The sequence below is a fragment of the uncultured Chitinophaga sp. genome, from assembly GCF_937874145.1.
Classification (GTDB): domain Bacteria; phylum Bacteroidota; class Bacteroidia; order Chitinophagales; family Chitinophagaceae; genus Chitinophaga.
Window position 1 is genome coordinate 26,290 of record NZ_CALNBI010000161.1, and the last position, 19,566, is coordinate 45,855.

Annotated in this window: 27 protein-coding genes; 8 read left to right on the forward strand and 19 right to left on the reverse strand. The window is 41.9% G+C overall.

The features are described from left to right. Positions 1–66 precede the first annotated feature (66 nt). From Q0510_RS07600 to Q0510_RS07610, 3 genes are all read left to right on the forward strand, one after another. Positions 67–1,008, forward strand: coding sequence for a helix-turn-helix domain-containing protein (locus Q0510_RS07600; RefSeq protein ID WP_298709732.1), 942 nt, complete (start codon positions 67–69; stop codon positions 1,006–1,008). A 37-nt stretch (positions 1,009–1,045) separates the two neighbouring features. After that, positions 1,046–1,408 (forward strand): hypothetical protein, encoded by a 363-nt coding sequence (locus Q0510_RS07605; RefSeq protein ID WP_298709733.1) that lies wholly within the window; start codon positions 1,046–1,048, stop codon positions 1,406–1,408. 156 nt (positions 1,409–1,564) lie between these two features. Then, positions 1,565–2,719 (forward strand): hypothetical protein, encoded by a 1,155-nt coding sequence (locus Q0510_RS07610; protein WP_298709736.1) that lies wholly within the window; start codon positions 1,565–1,567, stop codon positions 2,717–2,719. Between the two features lie 71 nt (positions 2,720–2,790). Here the strand turns inward: Q0510_RS07610 and Q0510_RS07615 are convergent, their stop codons facing one another. The 5 genes from Q0510_RS07615 to Q0510_RS07635 all read right to left on the reverse strand — a co-directional run bounded on the left by Q0510_RS07615 (position 2,791) and on the right by Q0510_RS07635 (position 5,268). After that, a complete protein-coding gene (locus Q0510_RS07615) occupies positions 2,791–3,303 on the reverse strand; it encodes a hypothetical protein (RefSeq protein ID WP_298709738.1) in 513 nt (170 codons plus the stop codon). An 86-nt stretch (positions 3,304–3,389) separates the two neighbouring features. Further along, a complete protein-coding gene (locus Q0510_RS07620; RefSeq protein ID WP_298709740.1) occupies positions 3,390–3,845 on the reverse strand; it encodes a response regulator in 456 nt (151 codons plus the stop codon). Between the two features lie 50 nt (positions 3,846–3,895). Next, a complete protein-coding gene (locus tag Q0510_RS07625; protein ID WP_298709742.1) occupies positions 3,896–4,225 on the reverse strand; it encodes a hypothetical protein in 330 nt (109 codons plus the stop codon). Between the two features lie 193 nt (positions 4,226–4,418). Beyond that, positions 4,419–4,745 (reverse strand): hypothetical protein, encoded by a 327-nt coding sequence (locus Q0510_RS07630; protein WP_298709744.1) that lies wholly within the window; start codon positions 4,743–4,745, stop codon positions 4,419–4,421. A 97-nt stretch (positions 4,746–4,842) separates the two neighbouring features. After that, complete coding sequence (locus tag Q0510_RS07635; protein WP_298709747.1) at positions 4,843–5,268, reverse strand: hypothetical protein; 426 nt, start codon at positions 5,266–5,268, stop codon at positions 4,843–4,845. 123 nt (positions 5,269–5,391) lie between these two features. On the opposite strand from Q0510_RS07635, the gene Q0510_RS24860 reads away from it, so the two are divergent. Then, positions 5,392–5,622, forward strand: a complete 231-nt coding sequence (locus tag Q0510_RS24860) for a helix-turn-helix transcriptional regulator (protein ID WP_366941002.1) — start codon at positions 5,392–5,394, stop codon at positions 5,620–5,622. Positions 5,623–5,631: 9 nt separating this feature from the next. Here Q0510_RS24860 and mobC read toward each other — a convergent pair whose 3' ends face one another. The 11 genes from mobC to Q0510_RS07690 all read right to left on the reverse strand — a co-directional run bounded on the left by mobC (position 5,632) and on the right by Q0510_RS07690 (position 14,000). Then, entirely contained in the window at positions 5,632–7,620 is a 1,989-nt protein-coding gene (mobC, locus tag Q0510_RS07640; RefSeq protein WP_298709749.1) for a conjugal transfer protein MobC, read from the reverse strand. A 28-nt stretch (positions 7,621–7,648) separates the two neighbouring features. Then, on the reverse strand, positions 7,649–9,115 hold the full coding sequence (locus tag Q0510_RS07645) for a relaxase/mobilization nuclease domain-containing protein (protein ID WP_298709751.1): 1,467 nt from the start codon (positions 9,113–9,115) through the stop codon (positions 7,649–7,651). Positions 9,116–9,141: 26 nt separating this feature from the next. Next, the gene (locus Q0510_RS07650; protein WP_298709753.1) at positions 9,142–9,546 is read right to left on the reverse strand and encodes a plasmid mobilization relaxosome protein MobC; all 405 of its coding nucleotides are present in this window, start codon (positions 9,544–9,546) and stop codon (positions 9,142–9,144) included. Positions 9,547–9,751: 205 nt separating this feature from the next. Continuing rightward, entirely contained in the window at positions 9,752–10,171 is a 420-nt protein-coding gene (locus Q0510_RS07655; protein ID WP_298709754.1) for a hypothetical protein, read from the reverse strand. A 32-nt stretch (positions 10,172–10,203) separates the two neighbouring features. Next, complete coding sequence (locus tag Q0510_RS07660) at positions 10,204–10,647, reverse strand: hypothetical protein (RefSeq protein ID WP_298709755.1); 444 nt, start codon at positions 10,645–10,647, stop codon at positions 10,204–10,206. Positions 10,648–10,653: 6 nt separating this feature from the next. Continuing rightward, positions 10,654–10,953: a hypothetical protein gene (locus tag Q0510_RS07665; RefSeq protein WP_298709757.1), complete on the reverse strand. Its 300-nt coding sequence runs from the start codon at positions 10,951–10,953 to the stop codon at positions 10,654–10,656. A gap of 2 nt (positions 10,954–10,955) precedes the next feature. After that, a complete protein-coding gene (locus Q0510_RS07670; RefSeq protein WP_298709759.1) occupies positions 10,956–11,201 on the reverse strand; it encodes a hypothetical protein in 246 nt (81 codons plus the stop codon). A 27-nt stretch (positions 11,202–11,228) separates the two neighbouring features. Beyond that, a complete protein-coding gene (locus Q0510_RS07675; protein WP_298709760.1) occupies positions 11,229–11,891 on the reverse strand; it encodes a hypothetical protein in 663 nt (220 codons plus the stop codon). Further along, entirely contained in the window at positions 11,888–12,709 is an 822-nt protein-coding gene (locus Q0510_RS07680) for a DNA cytosine methyltransferase (RefSeq protein ID WP_298709762.1), read from the reverse strand. The genes Q0510_RS07675 and Q0510_RS07680 overlap by 4 nt, the downstream gene beginning before the upstream one ends. Before the next feature lie 45 nt (positions 12,710–12,754). Next, entirely contained in the window at positions 12,755–13,651 is an 897-nt protein-coding gene (locus tag Q0510_RS07685) for a phosphoadenosine phosphosulfate reductase family protein (RefSeq protein ID WP_298709764.1), read from the reverse strand. Positions 13,652–13,763: 112 nt separating this feature from the next. Further along, complete coding sequence (locus Q0510_RS07690) at positions 13,764–14,000, reverse strand: hypothetical protein (RefSeq protein ID WP_298709766.1); 237 nt, start codon at positions 13,998–14,000, stop codon at positions 13,764–13,766. Positions 14,001–14,128: 128 nt separating this feature from the next. Here Q0510_RS07690 and Q0510_RS07695 point away from each other — a divergent pair, with 128 nt between their 5' ends. Beyond that, positions 14,129–14,647, forward strand: coding sequence for a hypothetical protein (locus Q0510_RS07695; RefSeq protein WP_298709768.1), 519 nt, complete (start codon positions 14,129–14,131; stop codon positions 14,645–14,647). Positions 14,648–15,414: 767 nt separating this feature from the next. Here the strand turns inward: Q0510_RS07695 and Q0510_RS07700 are convergent. Next, positions 15,415–16,119: a hypothetical protein gene (locus Q0510_RS07700; RefSeq protein ID WP_298709769.1), complete on the reverse strand. Its 705-nt coding sequence runs from the start codon at positions 16,117–16,119 to the stop codon at positions 15,415–15,417. A gap of 158 nt (positions 16,120–16,277) precedes the next feature. On the opposite strand from Q0510_RS07700, the gene Q0510_RS07705 reads away from it, so the two are divergent. The 3 genes from Q0510_RS07705 to Q0510_RS07715 all read left to right on the forward strand — a co-directional run bounded on the left by Q0510_RS07705 (position 16,278) and on the right by Q0510_RS07715 (position 17,187). Further along, positions 16,278–16,514: a hypothetical protein gene (locus Q0510_RS07705; RefSeq protein ID WP_298709771.1), complete on the forward strand. Its 237-nt coding sequence runs from the start codon at positions 16,278–16,280 to the stop codon at positions 16,512–16,514. Between the two features lie 130 nt (positions 16,515–16,644). Continuing rightward, positions 16,645–16,845: a hypothetical protein gene (locus Q0510_RS07710; RefSeq protein WP_298709773.1), complete on the forward strand. Its 201-nt coding sequence runs from the start codon at positions 16,645–16,647 to the stop codon at positions 16,843–16,845. Positions 16,846–16,923: 78 nt separating this feature from the next. Then, on the forward strand, positions 16,924–17,187 hold the full coding sequence (locus Q0510_RS07715; RefSeq protein ID WP_298709775.1) for a hypothetical protein: 264 nt from the start codon (positions 16,924–16,926) through the stop codon (positions 17,185–17,187). A gap of 17 nt (positions 17,188–17,204) precedes the next feature. Here Q0510_RS07715 and Q0510_RS07720 read toward each other — a convergent pair whose 3' ends face one another. Together Q0510_RS07720 and Q0510_RS07725 are read right to left on the reverse strand one after the other, a co-directional pair. After that, positions 17,205–18,845: a hypothetical protein gene (locus tag Q0510_RS07720; RefSeq protein WP_298709777.1), complete on the reverse strand. Its 1,641-nt coding sequence runs from the start codon at positions 18,843–18,845 to the stop codon at positions 17,205–17,207. Between the two features lie 201 nt (positions 18,846–19,046). Beyond that, entirely contained in the window at positions 19,047–19,295 is a 249-nt protein-coding gene (locus tag Q0510_RS07725; RefSeq protein ID WP_298709779.1) for a hypothetical protein, read from the reverse strand. Between the last annotated feature and the right edge of the window lie 271 nt (positions 19,296–19,566).

A 19,566-nucleotide genomic window follows, 5' to 3' on the forward strand; every position in this document is an offset into this window, starting at 1 on the left:
GTTAAATTACAGCGCTTTAGAATTGTGCGGCCTCGGATAAACCCAAACGTCCAAACCTTATCCCAAATGATTCTTCCTATTGAAGCCACGAACGATTTTTTCGAGCCATCCTCAAAAATCCCGGCAAAGTACAGATCCTACCTAATCCCTGGTGCGCTTACCAGATTTACCCAGGACAACGAAGGCGTAATCCTTGACCAAAAGATACCAGGAAGAAAATATACCGGCTGGGTGCATAGAATATGGCTTTCCAATTTGACTTTATTATATCCTTTTGCAGTAAAAGATACCTGGGCGCTTCATTTCTGGCTGGCCCGAAGGATTCCGGCAAAGCTGGAGCATGGACAAACCGTGATCCTGGATGACTGCACTTTGTTTTATCTGCCAGCAGCCGAATATACTGCCTGGCCGATGCCTGGAAATGCGATCAGCTTTCACATTAACTTTGATGAATTCGCTTCCAGTAACCAGGAGGTTTCAGAAGTGGCCGCGGACGCACATAGATCAAAAATTATTAATGAGTTTCCATATCCTATAAGTCCCGTATCTTTCAGAATAATTAAGCGGGTATTCTCGTGCAAATTTTTAGGAAGATGCGCAGAAATATACCAGGAAAGGAATTTCAAAAATTTGCTGGATTGCTATTGGCAGCAGAATGAAAATAAGGGAAAGTACCAGCTGATTAAAACAATAAAAACGATTCTTCAATTAATAAGGGAGCAGGCACAATTACAACCGCTACTATTTTCATCTTACGAGAGTGTCGCACGGAATTTTGGCATATCAGTTCAAACATTGCGCGAAGGGTTTGAAAGCTATTTTCACATTACGCTGCATGAATACGTTCGGCAGGAAAAATTGATGACGGCTTTTGAATGGCTGGCTGCTTCAAGCAAAAAGGTTGAGGAAGTATCCAAAAACTTAGGTTATCACAACCGCGCATTTTTTGAAAGTGATTTTGAGAATTATTTTGAATGTTCAATAACAGATGTTTGTCGTTTCAAATGACAGACAGTAACGCTATTATTCACTCAAATTGTTCATCATGAGATCAGTTGCATTATTTGAGCAGGACCAAGAGAACAGATATATCTACAGCATGATTTTAAAGGAAAGATTTACTGTAGATATAGTTTCCAATAAGGAAGATTTTCAAACGATAACTGAAAAGACAAATTTGATTGTTTTAGGGTTTAATCATTTTAATCAATACGCCCGCGACCTCGTATTCGCTGTATCATCACATGGTCCTACATCGAAAATTCCTTTACTCCTTCTCATAGGAGTTATTGACAAAGGGGTACAATTGCCGAAACCTACCAATCATCGCAAGGTACTGTTTAAGCCGTTCACCACACAGGAGTTGATAACTGCCATTGAAGAAATAGAGGTTTGTAATAATGCGTGAACTATGACGCAAGTATGTACGTATTTACTTATAGGCTCCGGACATACGTACATGTGTAATGAGTACTTAAAGAAATAATACTTTTTCCGTTAACAGGTTATTAGCATATTCTGTATTCGGTAAGTTTTACATTTAAATCCCAATTTCCAAATCCGTATGACTGAAAACAAATCCCCGGTAGAAAAATACCTCGAACAACTTGAAAAGGATGCCGAGCGCGTCCGAAAAAACTCCCAACAGAATGTGACACCGGCACCGGCGCTTGTTAAACTGGATAATGTTGATATAATTCATCAGAACACAATTGTCATGGTGCAAGGGCAAACAGGTGTCCATAAAAGTAGGTTGTCGCAAATCATTTCGTCAACAATAATGCCTTCACCTAAAAAAAGTGAACGTATTTTCGACAAGCTGGGTTTTATTTCCAATCCGAAAATTTCGACTACGGTGTTGTACGTAGATACTGAAAGAAATATACGGGATCAGTTCCCATTTGCAGTACAGGAGGTACATAAAGTGGCTGGCTATAACTTACTGGAAATTTCAGATAATTTTATTCCCATTTCTTTAATTAATATTCCGAGGCAATATCGATTAGAGGTTCTTAAAATGTATGTTGAGAAAACAAGGAAGGACATACGCGGCCATTTATTTATTGTGTTGGATGTAATTACGGATTGCATTTCGGAAATTAATTCAGCTTCTTCCGCTTTTGATTTAATAGATTGGATCAACGCCATGTGTGATAAGCAAAATTCTACTTTCTTAGGCGTAATTCATGAAAACCCCGGAAGTGATAAGGCGCGAGGTCATGTAGGTACTGAACTGGAAAATAAAGCGACTACTGCCATTGCCATAAGAAATTTTAAATCAGATGAAGATGTAGAAGTTTTCGAGGTTAGGTTTAAGAAAACGAGAAACCGAAAAAAGCTGTCCAGTATTTATGTAACATTTGATGATAAATTACAGACACTCATAAGATGTGAAAAACCGGATGGAGAAAGTGAATTTAATCAATGCGAAACAATCCTGACTACGATCATGGAAACCGTGACACCAGGTACTGAAATTTCACGTACTGATCTTTGTAACGCTTTAGCAGCAAAACTGAAAATGAAAAGCGAAACCATTGCCAGAAAGTTGCAAGCCATCGTGAACGATGGTGATACCATTACGACCAGTGAGGGAAAAATAATACAGCTTTCGTATGAGAAAAAGGGGAAAAGCGCATTTTACAAACTGATTTATGCGGGCAACGACGATGCCACTACGGATAATTTGGTATTGGATGCTGAATTGCACCAAAATTGAGGTGCCAGAATCGGGTCTGATTACACGTTGCGAAAATTGATACTGAAAAATGAATACGTCCGCTATCGATTTTAGTTAAGTGAGGATTTACTTTTATGAATTAAATCCTCGATAGTTTGAATCTTTACTTTTAGCATCTTTAGCGCAACATTTTTAAATTCTCTATCAGCAATCTCGTGAGGAATTAACGGATCTGTTGCAAGACTGGTTAAGTATTCGACAAGTTGATCTGGCCCGCTTTCTTCAATTAATTTTACAAGAAATATAATCGTCTGCACCAGTATTACCGGAACTCCGATTTCAAAAGTATTGTGGTACATTAGGAACTCATAATACTTGCCTTTATTTTTCATAATTACAGATAAGCTGCTGCCATGTTCAGGAGATTCAACATCATCGTTGAAGTCTTCTTCCCCTTCCTCTTCGTCATCTTCTACTTCTACCGCAAATTCGTCAATGGTAAAGTATTCTATAAATACGCTACTTGCTGCCATTTTACTGGTGAATGCGTATTTGCGTTCTACATTGCTGGCATCAATAAAGCCAACTGTTTGTATATTATTTAAGGCTAATATTTTTTCCAATGAAAAGGATTTGCCCTAAATATAATGGATAATTCAGATTTTTACGCTAAACCTGTTGTGCTGCCTAAGATAAATGCAAAATTTACTTAATTTGAACTGGTGTGATTTCTACGCTCAGCAACCTCCATCGTGTAATACAGTAATCTTTCCAGAAACTTCTCGACATTGTACGGTTTGGTGATATATTCTGTTGCGCCTGCATCCAGTCCCGCTTTAATATCTTCCCGAAATGCGGATGCGCTCAACATCAAAATCGGAATATCCTCGAACTTAGGATGATTTCTCACCTGGCAGGCGAGGTCAAGCCCTGATATGTTGGGCAAACGAACATCCATAATAACAAGATCGGGGTTTATTGTTTCCAGCATCGTCATAAAATCATCACCATCACTACAAAAGAAAATATGGTAAAACGTATATGGCTCCAACTGTTTGCGGAGAATCATTTGCGCAATATCATCGTCTTCCGCGATTAGTAGTTTTACATTGGAAAGGTTTCCTGTTGTTACGTTGTTATTTGGGTTTATTGGGCTCGTTGTCATTGTAAAGAGGTTATGGTTATTGCTGGATGGGTTTTAAGAGTTGCGATTGCCTATACCAGTTTCCAAAGTATATACATCATCATTATGAGAAGTAATGAACAGGCAATGAAATTTTTCATTGGGGGAAATATTAAATCGTCGTGTGGTTCTGTCGATTTTTCTGCCCGCTTTTTTAATTCCCTCCATCGTTTTTCAGTCGGCCGCTCTCGAAGTAGTTTTTTCATTTCCGGGCTGTGATAAAGTTCGTTGAGTTCAGCACACAAACGATCTATGTGCGGATGCTGAATAGCTTCCGAAAGCACCGCCTGCTCAACCGGCGAAAGTTCGGCGCTTAATTGCTGTAAGTACAACTGTCTAATGTATTCCAGATTTATTTCCATAATTCACGCTATCTGAAAATGAATACAAAATGCTTATGCGCCACCATTTTATACCAGGGCAGCATTACTGGCTAAAATACTTTTACAGGCGGTAATGTGGGCAGACCTGGTTTATCAAAATAGCTGCCGGTAAAACATACCAGCAACACCAGGCACAGACACATCATATAATTTTTTACTTTTTTGCTCTTAGTCATAGTGATGAATTTTCAGGTTTATTTATTTCTTCTCTGAATTTTCTGAAAAACGTAAAATAAGCGAAGTTGTAATAGTGATACTTTTCAATTAATTCGTTTAGTGCTTCTTTCGTGTCATTGTTGTTGTTATTTGCTTTTTGAAGGTCGGTAGTAGTTTTTACCAATTGTTCCAGTTCATCTACCATTTTTTCCAAAAGTGGACCTCGATGTTCTTTAGGCGTGCTTTTGATCGCCATGCCAAAAGAAGTGTTTTCCAAATTATTAAATAGTTCCAAGCTGCTTTCTACACCGAATGATTGCCAATTACATGAAAATTTATTCATTACGGTTATTTATTAAGGGGACAGGGGTAAATAACCTGCTGGCGGCTACAGGATCATCGTTAAGCTAATATAAGGAGATAAGAATTTATCAGTCTGTTCATTTTGAGGTGATGGCCTTGTTTTCAAATAGCCGTTGAACTACAGTCATAAGGTTTGTAGCACTTACCGGTTTTGCCACAAACTCCTGTGCGCCGGTTTTTATAAGAGCATCAACCAGGGCCTGCCGTGAGTTGGCCCATTTTTCTTCTGCCAAAATGATAACGAGTAGATTCTCATATTCCTTATGCGCCTTACGTAGCCTGGTCAAGTCTGTGGCATAGTCTGCACTTAACACCGCGGCGTAAGGCTTATGCGATGTTACCAGTTTCAAGCCGGCGGTAGGGTCATACGCTGTGAAGCACTTGATTTCATGTTCTTCACATATCTTTTTAATCTTATCAAGCGCAGCCTTATCCCTGTCAATAATTACTAGGGATTTGCCGGGGTATTTCTTCTTCTTAAACAATGAAAAGCCAAAAATCATAGTCCGAGGTTTATTTTAGGGGATTTGTTGTAACAAGAGAAAAACAAGCAGTAATTTAACAATTTTTTCGGAATTATACGCACGTATAAGGTTGGTGCCAAATTTTGATGCCACTTTTCCTTGATGGCAGGCAACAGCGACAACATAGTACTATTAGAGCTCGGAAGAAATTTAAAGAATCTCCGTACAATACGGGGTTGGAGCCAGGCGCACCTGGCAGACCTCTCGGAAACCACGGAAGCACAAATATCCCTTATCGAACGTGGTTTAAAAGATCCCGCTACCACCACCCTGGTAAAAATTATGTGGGCATTACAGGTTGAACCAAATGAACTTTGGCCTAAAACCGTGTAATGCTTACCGTTATTTACCGTCCTGCTTAACAAAAATGAGGTGTGCCAGGTCGGGGTCATTTTTGATCCGCTCAATCTCCGTTTCTATCAGGTCGATAATATCGTTTTTTATCTGAATGTAATTGTTTTGCAGGTCCAGGTCTGTTACCTTACTGGATGGCAGTGCCTTATATTTTGATTCCTCGGCTTTAATCGCCTCGTGGTCATTTTGTATAGATGTATGGAACGCCTTGTACTTGATTACCTGGTCGGGATTATCGGCCAGGATACCCACGAACTCGCCTGCAGAAAGGGTTGAAATTTTTGAGGCAGGTACTGCAAAGTCAAGCTGCGTATTTCGGCTTATGCTGGTATCCTGGCGGTTGATGGAAATACTTTCCCGCGTCTGAACGATTTTACCGATGGCTTCACTTACGGACTTTGCTGTGTCACCGATGGCTTGCCCGCAAATTATATTGCCCGCCAGGTTGAAGATCACATCTGCCTGCTCCCGCCCATACGATTTACGTAGCTGCGCAATATTTTGAATTGCCAGGTAACAAAAAATTTTATAACCCCTCGAAATAGCCAAAAAATTTTCGATACCATTTGCGTATAAGCTGGAAAATTCGTCCGCAATGATGCAGCATTTTTCCATGCCCTTTTTGGGGAGGATACGGAACACACGGTTGAGGTACAGCGAGATTACGGCACCATAAACTTGCGTTTTCTCAGGATTGTTTGCCAGTACTACGATCTTAGGATCATCGGGGTTATTTATGTCCAGGGTAAAATCACTAGCGCCCAGTACATAGTAAAGCAGTGGTGAAGCCAAACGGGCAAGCGCAATTTTCGCGGACGCAATCTGCCCTTCCAATTGCTCCATTGCGCGGTTCATGTAAGCAGATATAAACGGATTTATCAATACTTCAATCTCCGGTTCTGTAGAGAGAATAGGAAAAAGATCATCGTAATCCGCCTGCATCAGTTCAATAGCATGAGGAAGTGTACAAAACTTTCCGCCCTTAAATTTTTTTAAAAACCAGATGATCGCAGTAAGAAAATTTATTGGGCTCTCCACGAAGAAATCCCCGGTTTTCTGTATCCACTGCATGTTCAGGCCGAGAAGAATGGTACGGGCGCTCTCGCTGGCATCTGTAATGTCCCGCATGGTAGAAGGTTCCAGCGGATTGCATCTGTCGATAGGGTTATCAAAATTGATAACCAGGAAGCGCGGCTTTTTTTTGTATAAATGCGCCGCTTTTAACCAGGAGTTGTAAGCAATTACGGCAAGATCATCGTACTTGAAATCATACAATAACATGCCGGGAAAATTCTTTCGCTCAATTTTTTGCTTAATAATATTGCGAATCAGGAAGTACGTTTTACCAGCGCCTGGACCGCCGATAATGAGCACCATACGAGCGCCGTTAATTATATTCAGCCACATCTTACGGACCTGGCCTTTGTACTGATACTTACCTGGAAGATTTACACTGAACGGGTTTTCAAGCAAGCGTTCTTCCTGGGGAAAGGTTTCATTTTCCTCATTGAAAATATCGCCGCCAAGTTTAACTTTTATCAGCCTGGATAGCCTGGCAGCACCCGTAAGAAATAGTACAAATCCAAGGGTTGTAATAGATATGTATGCGACAGCGGTTATATCAACTGCAAAACCTATCGTTAGCAAAAAATAACTTCCAAAGAAAATGGCTACGCCCAAAAAAATATAGGCGAGCACTTGCCCTGGTCGGATGGTTTCATCTTTTTTTCCTTTGCTTCCGAAAACAGATAACAGCAACAGTAATAAAGCAAAACCTTTCGTGATGTGGAGATCGGAAAACAAACCCGTCTTCCCCAAATTAAGAAGAACGTTTTTAACGGGTGTTGCTGTTAATCCCCATAGCTCAAATGCTGTGTAACAAAACACATAGAAGTGAAGTATCAACATTACGATACTTCCTTTGCGCATAAAATCGGTGATGGCCCGAAGCCCTTGTTCATTTTCTCCACTACTCATAACACACATTTTAAAGGCTCATTATTAATTAGGAGGGCCGGCGCCGCTTCCTTTTTTTCTTGCTTTCCCGCAGCCAGTGAACATCAATCGGATCTGGATCGACCGGTTGGAAAAGATTGGTAAAGAATTGAGATATTGATGGCAGCAACATCAGGGGAGTTATCGGAGGTTTGGAAACATCAACAGAAAATTTGTCCGTGTGATGGTGGAGAAATTTCTCAATCTCGTAGGCACTCTTTACCGAATAATTATTGGCCCGCAGATAATGGGATATTTTTGGGGGAACTGCGTGGTACCCGGAAGCCGGTAGTTGAAAATGCCCCGATTGAAAACCAGGAGTTTTATTACCGCTGGTGGGCTGGATCAACAAACCTTTGGCAGTCCATTCCGCAAGTACGTTTTTAAATCCCTTGTTGAAATCAGTTTCAGCTATGATCGATTCACTGAATTGGGTATTAAAATGTTGCTCTTTTGCTTCATGCAGATACGGCCGGTCGAGCCGGTCTAGTATCTTTTTGCAGGAATATTCCCGGTCAACATCGCTCCCCTTGAATACGCAACCGCGCTTATTATCGATAAAGGTTAGCGCATAAAATCTGCCTTCGGCATTACTCCGAAATACTGCATTGATGTGCTTTTCCGAGAGTAGGCGAATAAACTCCGTACGGCTGTCCGATCTTCTTAATGCTTCTTCAATGTCCTCCTTTAAAGCAGATCGATGCTTTTTCCGCCCTTGTTCTCCCTTCTCTGCGAGTGTTTCGATGTGAGAAAGCTGTGCCTTGAAATAAAACTTACTGGCTTTTATAGGTATGCCGACTTTCTGTCCACTGGCATCTAGCATTGCGTAAACTAAACCCTTGTGCTTCTCCATTCTACTACCCGGCGAACCAGCATCAGCAACGATATTAAATTGTTTCAACACAGCATTTAATTCAGCCAGCGATGCGAAATCGTAGTTGGAAAGGACAGAATACAACACCTTGCCAATAGCTGCTTTGGTTTCTTTTAAACCATATTCCACTTTGGTAAGATCAAGCGGTTTTATAGCGTGTAACGTTTTCGGCTGCACTTTGTCGGCGGCAACCAAATTATGCCGGCACTCAATTTCCCGGCAGGCTGCAAACGATTCTTTGCGACCAAGATTATGCAGGTTTTTTTGTTTTCCGTTAGGCAGGATAGCCGTCGTAACAATATGAATGTGCGGATGCGCCACATCGGAATGCCGGTAAACCAGGTACGGCTGTTCTTCTAGGCCGATCAACGCCATGTACTCGGCAGCCAATTTCAGGAACAGTTCATTTGAAATATTCTCCGATGGATCGAGATTGATGGAAATATGAATGCACTTATGTTCAACGGTTCCGTTTAAATCTGCGCGATGTTGAAGCCTGCCTAATTTTTCGGCAAACGTTAGCTTGTCGGCATCCTTGTGGTACAATCCGGCGCCGATAAGCGCGGCCTTTCCTTCCTTTACTTTGTTTTCGTTGTAATTCAACGCACCGCGGATATTAGGGCCGCTTTCTATTTTCCCAACCACTGTTCACCGAGTTGATCGATCCTTTCCTGGAAGCTGCCAATCTTGCTCAATAGTTCTTTTTGCAGGTTCTCTGCTACCGGAAGCCAGGTAAAAAATTCCGGTCCGGGTGGAACACTGTTGATCCTCTTTACCACCTGGTTGAAATTATTTCCCAGCGAATTAAGATCGTTCCGGTAAAGAATAAGAACGGTCATCAGATCGTCCAAAGACTGGTTTCGTTGCCTGACGGTAATCGGTTTATCGAACAATACGTTGCGCACATATTCGCTTATTTTCCGGCAAGTAGTGGTTTGCAGCTTGCCGTGTAACAAGGCAAATTCTTGTTCAGTAAGACGGATATTGCACCAATACTTACGCTGGTTTGGTTTACTTTCAACACTCTTTTCCATACACACTAAACCATTTTTGGGTGACTGAAAAACGCGAGTTCCGAGCGTTATTTCCCGCCATTGGTGGCCGACTTCGGAGGGCACCAACAAGTTCGTTGTGTAACAACGATACAACTTGCTGGATGCGAATAAAGGCAGCCGGAATTGGAAATAACAGGAATTGCGCGTACTGTTATTACATGAATATTTCGGAAAAATTATCTGGCTATAACTTATTTCCAGATGGATTCTTCGATGGTTTTACCTGGATTTTATCTTTGCGTTTATGTTCAATGCGATAGGATTTTTTAAGGTCCTGGTAATACTGTTTGGCAGCGAAGGCTGATACGTGAAGAACGGAAAGGTCTTCGCATTTTTGCAAACCTTCCTGGTATCTGTTGGCGATAAACTGAACAATATTTCCGGTATCCCATTTGCAGTTTTTATTCCGGTAGCGCCATTCTCCTTTGATGTTGGCAATTTCTATCAGCTCTGTTCCTTTCTGGAAAGTATTTTCATTTATCCGTTTATAGTTATCATCAGACAACACGACCGGAAATAGATTGGTGTGGGAAATATTTTTCATAATTTCTACCAACTGTCTTAATCCGTTGAGGTCTGTTATATATAAACTACTATCGAACATAATCGGAGAATTTAAATGTTACACGCACTTGTTCACAACTTCCGTCTGCTGGAATCTCCGGGCGGCGGGGAGCGGAGTATCCGGGATCTTCGCAAACTTTCCCGCTGTAGGATGACCGGTATTTGCTGGGCGTGCGGTAACTCTTTGTTGGAATGAATGGTTGTTGCGGTAACCTTTCCATCCGTTTCAAGGGTGAACCGGTTTATGGAAAGATCACCGCTATCAGGATCAAACCGGTAAGCTATATTGATGTTTACAGGATTTTTCAGTTGCTTTTCAAAATAACCGATGGCATCAATACTAAAATCAGTGGATTCGTTAAACCGCAAAGCCTCGTTAACCGCGGTGGACAATTTGGATTGGAAATTTTTGAAAAGCAACCCCTCTTTATTAGGGCTGCCTAAATCCTTTTCATGGTATCCCTTGTCACGCAGTAAATCCAAGTGGGCATCCAGTATGTGAAAAAACTCGCTCATCTTACGTTATTTTCTTGCGCTTTTTGCTTTAAAAATTGCCGGGTTGGTAATATCGGACTGGCGTACGTTGTCTTTAAGTTCTATCCATAACTGAATCATCAAATCTGCAATCTCTATCAACTCGTCTTTTGAAAGCTGATAGATATTAATGACTTTACCGCCCGATGCTTGCCCGTCTAAAAAGAAAACGCTACGGGAATAATAGTCCGAAAGTTCCAATGTCCGCGTGATAGAGATAATACCACCAGGCGCAGAAATTTCCCTACCGTTTGAAAAAACGATGGTGTCTTTTTTTACGATTGCCATTGTTATAATTTTTTACGGGTGGTGGTGATATTTTTTTGCTGCTGGCTTTTTCTTCGGATTAATGGGTACCGCTCAATCACGTTTTTTGCCATGTCCAGGAGGGCAAAATGGCTATAACGTTTACCATCCCCTTGCTTACTTAGGAGCATTTTCATGTAATCTTTCGATTGTTCCGCATTGGCAACCGGGTAATCAATCGTGAATGGCTCATTGAATTTTTTCGATTCTAACTGATAACGTAAATACATACTGGTTATATTTATTGGTGATGAATACTACAGCCGTTTTCTACGTCCGGGTTGGTCTGGTTTGACCACGCGGGGAGCCTTTTTTGCCAGTTGTTTTTCAGAAAGTTTTTCAGTTACTGATGCCGGAAGATTGGTATTGAATAATACATCCCCCTCTTTCATCAGCGGTACAACTTCATTTTCAAGAATTTTTTTCATTGCTATTACAAAAATAAATTTATAATAAAAAGAACATTTCCTATATAAATAATTTAAAGGAAATTTTTTAAGGAAGCTCTCACCGTTAGGATGCTTCAAAAAATGAGAGATAGGTTTTTTAAATTCCAACCATTGGTTTTCTCCATTTTGTCCAAACACAAAACCTTTTAGCGTTTGGCGATGCAACTCTTGCTTGTTGTAATAATCATAGGAAAGTGTTGAAATATGGTATTCCAGGCTTTGATCCATCATCGATGGTTCTTCACCTTGTTTAGCAAGGTTGACAGGCGGCAGCCCTTTAAAGTATGCTTCTGCTTTTGCAATCAGTTGCCTGCCTTCGGGGGTATAGCCTTCATAAAAACACGGGCCTCCGTTGCCGTCATTGCTGGCCGCACCGGCGTGTTTGCCGTCAATGTAAAGCTCCGCATGGAACTGAATGCTGTCCTCATATTGAGGGATGCGCATGTGGATTTTTTTTAGTTCTACGTTCATAGTTGAAAATTTATCTGCTGAATACACCGGAATATTTGATAGGCTACCTGTGGTACAATGGCATTGCCGAACGCTTTTATCTGCTGTCTAACCAGCGAGAGGGGTACCCCATCAAATAGCCGTATAAGTCCGGGTTGGGATAAGAGTAGTCCTTCGACTTCGGATATATGGCTAAGCGAGAACCATGGATGTAGTTGCGCAAGTAAGTTCGCTTCTGCACTGCCCAGCGGGTACTTGTTCCCCGAACATCGCCCGCCATTGGCGTAGGCCAAAAACCAAACGCGATCTCTTCGGTGCCAGGCACCCACGGCACAAGCTGGAATGATAAGCGGTACGACCGAATATCCCACTCGTTCAAAATCCTGGCAGATGGTATCAACGATAAATTGCTGTCGGTGGTAATGGATCTGATCTTCCATCCATAAAGCTCTTTGGTCCGCCATTCCAGTAGGGCTTTCTGTGTGAACCAGGCTGGTGATGCCAGCAACATTTTCACCAACCACCCAAGTGGGTCGGATTTGGTTAATAATGCGCAGCATGTGAGGCCAGAGATAACGGTCATCCGAACTGCCTCGTCTTTTACCGGCAAGAGAGAATGGCTGGCATGGAAATCCTGCTGAAATAACGTCAATTGTTCCATCATACTGTGTTGTGTTAAACTGTGTAACATCTTTAAACTGGACGGTTCCCGGAAACTGGTGCGCAAGTACCTGCCGGCAAAACGAATCAATTTCAACCTGAAAAACATTTTCCCATCCTACCCATTTAGCGGCGAGGTCGAACCCGCCAATGCCGCTGAATAAACTGCCATGTCGCATATACAACTTCACTTTTCATCTTCACAAATACTATTTGGCATGTTGTCATGCCCACCCTTCACAGGAATTGGCACACCCGGCGTCCTCTTTATCCAGCTCGTTTTGAAAAAGCTGCATTTGCGTGCAGGAAATGCCAACGCGGCTTTCATCGGTAGCACGGCGAAACGGTTGCCCGGCCTGTTCTATAAGTTGATGGATAGAAAGATGGTCGCGGTAAAAACGCAACGGCGGTTTGATATGTGGGTTTGCAATACTACCCGGCGGTACAAAATTTTCATACTTCTGTTCCATTGCTGCCCACCAGGATGCTAAGTGCGGGTTATCTTTCAGGATGGTGAGCAGTTTGCGATTGCTTTTTTTCCAACATAGATCACAATTGCCTTCATAGCTGGCAAGCCGCAAATCAAAGTCCTGCTTCGACCAAAATGTGTTTACATCCTGGCTCGTTGTGGAAATCATCGTCACGAGCGGGTAGATTATTCGTTGACGCTGTGCCTCTTTCCAGTTGATACGGCGGCGTTCATCTGTTCGGATACCGATGGCAGTGGTATAGTTCTTCCAGCCAATAGAACGGGCGTAAGCACGGATGGCATAGGCTTTCAGTTCGCGGGAACATTTGGGCGCTCCCATATTTGGAATACCATGCTTTTTTATAAAAGCCTCAAAGGGTTCTCCGTTACGGGAAGCTGTCGCATGGTCTACGATGCGTGCTGTAACACCTTTTCCCCTTTCGTATATCGGTACGCTTTCGATCCAAACCAGGTTCATACCGAAACGCTCGTCGCACTGTTGAATGAATGCCAGGGTTTCTTCCCGCTCCCTGCCCGTGTTGGCAAATACCACGATCATATCATATACATGCTGCTTATTTATGAGTAACCATTGCGTCATGAACGCGCTCGTCCGGCCGCCCGAAAAACTTATCAACAACTTCTTTTTCATACACACACATTGTTTACGTTTTGCTGGGACATTGGCTATCGCCAATGGAGTTTTTTTAGCCATATCCGCAGGAATAAGTAATCGTAGCCCTTATGGCGCTCGCTCACTTTTGTTAATAGCAGCGGATCGACCGCTTCATCAGCGGCCGGGCTTTCTCAAAGGACCTTACCCAGTTAAAGGCCAGCACTTTCCAGTTACGGACAGGCTTACGATCCCGCAGCGTCCAGTTTCTTTTCTGATAATAAAGAAAGAAGCATTCGGCATGAAGGGGCGCAAGCCCCATAATGACAAAGTACACGGTGACGGTAGTTAGATCGGGCGGAGATTGTTGCCGGTTTTGCTTTGACATAACCTTTGTGATTTATTGAAAACAAAGGTGGTGTAACAACCATGCGATTTCTTACACCAGAAATTACAGGTGTAAGATTTTTTTGCAATAAACGGCTCGCAGACCAGCGATTTATAAACTGAATGAAAATGAATAGGCAGGAAATACCCCGCAGTTATCAAAATGCTGTTTATAGGTTAAATATTTACCGTATGACCTCTAATGAAGTTTATAAGGTAGCGGAAGCCGCCCACCAGTTACCCAACCTGTACCGCGCGGCAATCATGAAAGAAAATAGTATTTCCGCCACCACATTTGCACGCTGGATAAAAGCAGAAAAAAATACTCCCATATTTCTCAAATCCAGTATTAGCCTGGCTGTTCAGATGTTATTAGAAGCGGTAAAACCGATAGAAAATTATTTGGTCGTAATACCGAATATACCAAGCCCTCCATTATCACGACAGCAGCCATTATTTTACACTTATCATTTATTGCTGGGATTGGGCAGATCTGTACATACAACATTCTGTAAAGAATTGGACTATTCTCTTGCCAGCTACTTTTCGATGAAGAACAAAGAATTTAATAATTTGAGCGGAGTAGAATTGCGCGAATTTATGATGATATTGATTCGTGCCTTCACCGAATTATTAACGCGGCGGTAGCTGTAGCAAAACTTGTAGGTGTTCCGTATGAACATCTGCCACATCTGGTAGGAAGCAGTGTGAAAATTTGAACAATAATGAACAGGTGATTAACATTGCTTTAACGTTTAGGTATTTTTCCGTGTAGTATATTACAATCGGGTTAACAAACAATGGATGACAACCAGCTCTTGATTCCTCTCGTGCTGTTTTTTAAAAAATAATTCATCATAGCAACATAATATACTTTTACCCGCAAGGGTATAAATTGGAGAAAAGAAGACGGCCGGGTAACTCCGGCCGTTGCCTATTTATAAAATCCTTTACCGCCCGGACAGCAGTACTCCTGAATATTTTATCAATCAAAAGATTGACTTTCGTGCAGTTAAAACTGGGTTTGGATTGCTAAAATATTTAGTAATTTGAGGCATGAAATTTTTTAAAGACGTATTCCCGTCCACCATTGTGGGGGATGTTTATCAATCCCGGTTATCACCGGTGCTTTACCTAGAAGTTGTTGAACATCCGGTTTCGGGCATAGGGCTGAAATCATACATGGAAAGCCGTTTCAGTTGGCCGTGTAGGATGTGGGCTTTCGATCCATCCATATATATTTACCTGGGAAACTCCGAAGAACTACACCTGAAATGCGCTTTACTGATGGAGGTGGACCAACTGCGCCATTATAATAGGACAATACCTTCCGGTCCTGAATACCAAGAAGCATATAAAGAATGCTGCCGGCTTCGTGCAGCGTTCAGGGGAAAAAGCGCAACCAAATGGTAACGCTATTTCAAGGCTTCTCCTTGTAGGGCTCGTATATAGGTTGATTCAAAATCGTTGAAGTCGTGTATCATTTGAGTACGGTAAATGGTAGAGGTTCCTGCTTCATTTTTAACAAGCAGGGAAAATTGGATCTGGCCGCCAATACCCACCTGCAGGTTCAGCGGCAATTCCTGATCGGCCGCTTTTTGCCTTTCCAAAAGGGCAGTCATCAGTTGCTGGAAATATTCTTCGGAACGTGGATTTTCAGATGATGCGAAGGTTTCAATTATGTCATTGATTCCTTCGGCACTCGGCCATAGAATAAATTCATTTTTTTTTCGCTGTGAACATTCGATACCGGCTTTGGTAACGGTTAGCTGATACCCTTGCAGGGTGCGGCTTGCACGAGAATATCCGAACAGGTTAATGGTTCCTATATGGGAATTCGGGTAATCATCCATTGGTAAAGTATTGAAAAAAGACGCCTTTACTACCTGGAGAACGGTTTCAACATCATTGGCGATCACCTGCTCGTTTAAATAGTGGTAGAATGTCATGCCCAGTGCGACATAACCCCTGATTGTAAAACAGCAATTAAATTGCGGCAGGTTAAAAGTCTTTGATATAAAATTTTTTGGAATGACCGCAGTTTCGCTTTTATAATGGGCGAGGGTATCGGTAGCAATCACTACAAAATCATCAGTAAGGTAAGCATTAATAGCAGACATAGTTTTCGGATATTGATCTGCTAAATATACTCCTTGTTCTGGTGAAAATAAAAAACCTGGCAGTAAAGAAAGTATTGGTCGTATGCAAACCGGATATTGCCATCTTTCGTATATTGGCAAAACCGATTCTTAACCGAAAATCCTAATCTGTACGAACTATGTACAAAACGAAAATGGCCATTGTTTCCAAAAGAAGTATCATCCTGGATAAACAGCCGTTGTTACCCGTGTACGCTGACAAAGATGGACAAACGCAAGTAACAGAAGCCCGGAGCGGCCTCGGCATGTCGGATGCCTGGTGGCAGGAAACCCACAAATTAGCGCGGCTTGGCCGGTTGGTAATGATTTATAAGACCAACAGTGAGGTGCGCGGGCTCCGCAGGGTCGTGAAGTAGACCCGGTATACATGGTAGCGGCGTTTCAGAATCTAAAAAACATTAGCACTTATATATTTTCTCGTTGGTTTTTCTCTTGTAAATCTTTTCCTGATTTTTTATTTTTACAGTTCAATAAAAGGAAATGAACATGGAAAACCTGGAAAGCGAGCGTTCATTACCTAATGAACCCACCAATGAAGAAATCAATAAGGAGCTGTCGGAAAGGGCAGCTGATCTTAAAAAGCGTAGCAATGATCTGCGCGAAAGGATGAATGAAACTTCGGCCGCTACCCAAAAATTACTTCATAAAAACGATGGTTCCGACCAAAAGGAACAAACCGCCGAATAAATAGAAGGGTTTGCTTTAGTTGGCAATACGTTCCTGTTAATATGGTCTTTCGGACCTCCTTTTTAACGTTTTACAGTCATGAACCTTACTTCTGATGATCTACTTTGTTTATGTGTCCAGCGGATAGCCGGCACTATCAGTACAAAGGACAGGTTCATGCTGGACCAGGCAATAAGCGGTTTTCCAAAAGTGCGCCGGTTATGTGCAAAGTTCGACAAAGAACTGGCGGCGCCTGTTTTTAAAGAGCAGCTGCACCCCGGTCTGGCAGCCAGGCGCTGGGTAGCCATCAAAACGGCTTATGAAGAAAATTTGAATAAAAAGAAATCACGCCGAGGTCAATGAAAAGCCAGCAGCTGAAACTAAATTATTTCGAGCATTTCGGCATCCTGTATTCCCAGCAATTCTGCCACCTTTTCATCTCGCCCGCCCTTTGGATCAATCAAATCATATCTTGTTCTTGTCCGGTAGATTTCATCGAAACCAGCCATTTTATTATAAAAGTCGCGAGCCATCGGAGTACGTGCGTACTTCTTTTTACGGGTTGTAGAAATGTGAAGATACCGGTCAATGAGTTCCTGCAAATCGGAATAGCCTTTTCCATGTATAGCTAGTTGCAATAAGGTGGTTAGATCTACAACTGCCAAATCTTTTATTGTTACGTTCGGATGCGCTATAGGATCGACCAGGCTGCGAAAAGCATCATTTAAATAATCATTAACACCGGGCATCGCAAAGTAATACTCTGTGTGGCAGATAATGGGATAGATAGTATATCGTTTATTCAACAGCGTGGCATTAAATTTAGGATCGAATACATACTGGCCTTCTTGTAGTAAGGCAATTTGGTTAGCGAGTTGGCCCACCCCTTTGGCTCGCCCTCGCTCGTTGGCAACAAAACGATTATCGATATAGTTTTTGATTGCAGTAAAATCCGGGTTCAGTGTTAGGCTAGCAGGAAAAATGTATCCTTTAAATTCAAACAAAAATATCGTTTTATTGTTCCGAAAATAGCCATCAGGAATACTATTATCACCTTCATCGAAACTAAGTACATCGTGTTTCGTTTTACGCATTCCTTTAAGAATGCCCTGAAAACACAACTTCTCCAATACTTCGGTAGAAATGATGGAGCTGTATGGATTGAAATTTCGCCGGGGATCAGGATCAAAATGGGTCCTCATTGAAGTGTTATACAGTAGTTCAAAAAAAGGTCCGATGAACATTTTTTTTAGAAAAAGAAAACGGTCCATCATACAGTAGCCTTTGCCCGGAAGGTTGTACAGAGGATATTGTTTCAGATCAGCCAAACCAAAGACCTTCGTTCCTAGTAGCGTGTTAATGCACTGTTGATCCAAGTGGGCAGGATTAACACCTTCCTGCACTTCAATGACGGTGGTTTTCTTAAAATTGGCTTCGGGAAATTCCTTTGTTACCATCATTGCCAGTTGAACAAAACTGCCCATGAACTCCGCAAGATTATTGAAGCCCAATGAATTCAAATATTCTTTTAGAAATGGCCGGTAATGTTCCTTCGCATATTTGCAAAGGCAAAGGAGCTTGAATATATTCATGCCAGGATGCGGTAGGTCTGTATATTCAAATTGGTTGACATTGTTCGTCCAGGCCCAACGGTAAGGAGTGAGATGATCGACGGGAATAGCATTTAACGCAATTCCTCTTAGTTCGTCTTCTTTGTTCACTTCATCGACCACTAAAAAGTAGGCCATTAATATATTAAATTCGTCGTCGGGGGTAGTGTCTGCCCGTTCAATTTGCAGGTTACGATTAAATTCCTTGATAAGCATAGCAATGAGATAACGGGAGCCAAAAACATCATTCTCATACCTACCGTTCGCCCGCACACGGAAATTATGAAAAGCCCGGTTCAGTAGTGCCGCTCTTTGTGGCGTAAAATGTTGGTCAAGTATTCGGCGAAGGCGTTGCTGGTTAGGGGCATCATCCAGCGGCCCGTTTAGCTCGTTATTAAGAACAATCAACACACCGATGACAAGATGGCTGGGGGTATTTGCAAGAAATTATTCATACGTCTGTTGGGGTTCACCGAATAAATCAGCATAACCGGGGATAAGGGACATTTCCAAAAGGAAAAAATTTAGAAATACTTGTGAATAAAGTGGAATATGTGGTAAGAACTGGTTGCGATTCTAGCTATAATTATCAACTTGTAGTGGAGAGAAGCATCAATCGGTAATGCCATCTGCTTTCCTGCCATCCCGGATAACCTTAATTGCGTGACAAATCTCGTAATCTTCATCAACTTTAAATTGTTCCAGGAGAGTAGTCAAGTCTTCGTTAGACAGATCGCCCAATTCGTCCAGCTTTTCTTCCAGCGGCATGGGGGTAAGTAGCATTTTATAAAACTTCTTCTTCTCCAGCGCTTCGAGCTCTTTACTGTAATCGCAGGTCGGGATTTTCTTTTTCTTAGCCATGCTTAAAGATAAAAAATATTGTTTTTTTTGAAAGAATAAATCAAAAACAGGAGCCGTACCGTTAGCCTGGTGTGTCAATTTTGTGTGTCAAGTTATTTTTTTTTGTACTTTTACTCCCGACAGGGAGAAGGTTCCTGGAACATGTAGTATTTAAACGGTCTTTTTGCGTTGACACACGGTTGACACACTTTGACTGCAACATATTGATTCCCAGTTGGTTGAGATTCCAGTTCTGGGCACCTAAAATGGACAAATCGGAAATCCTTCTGGT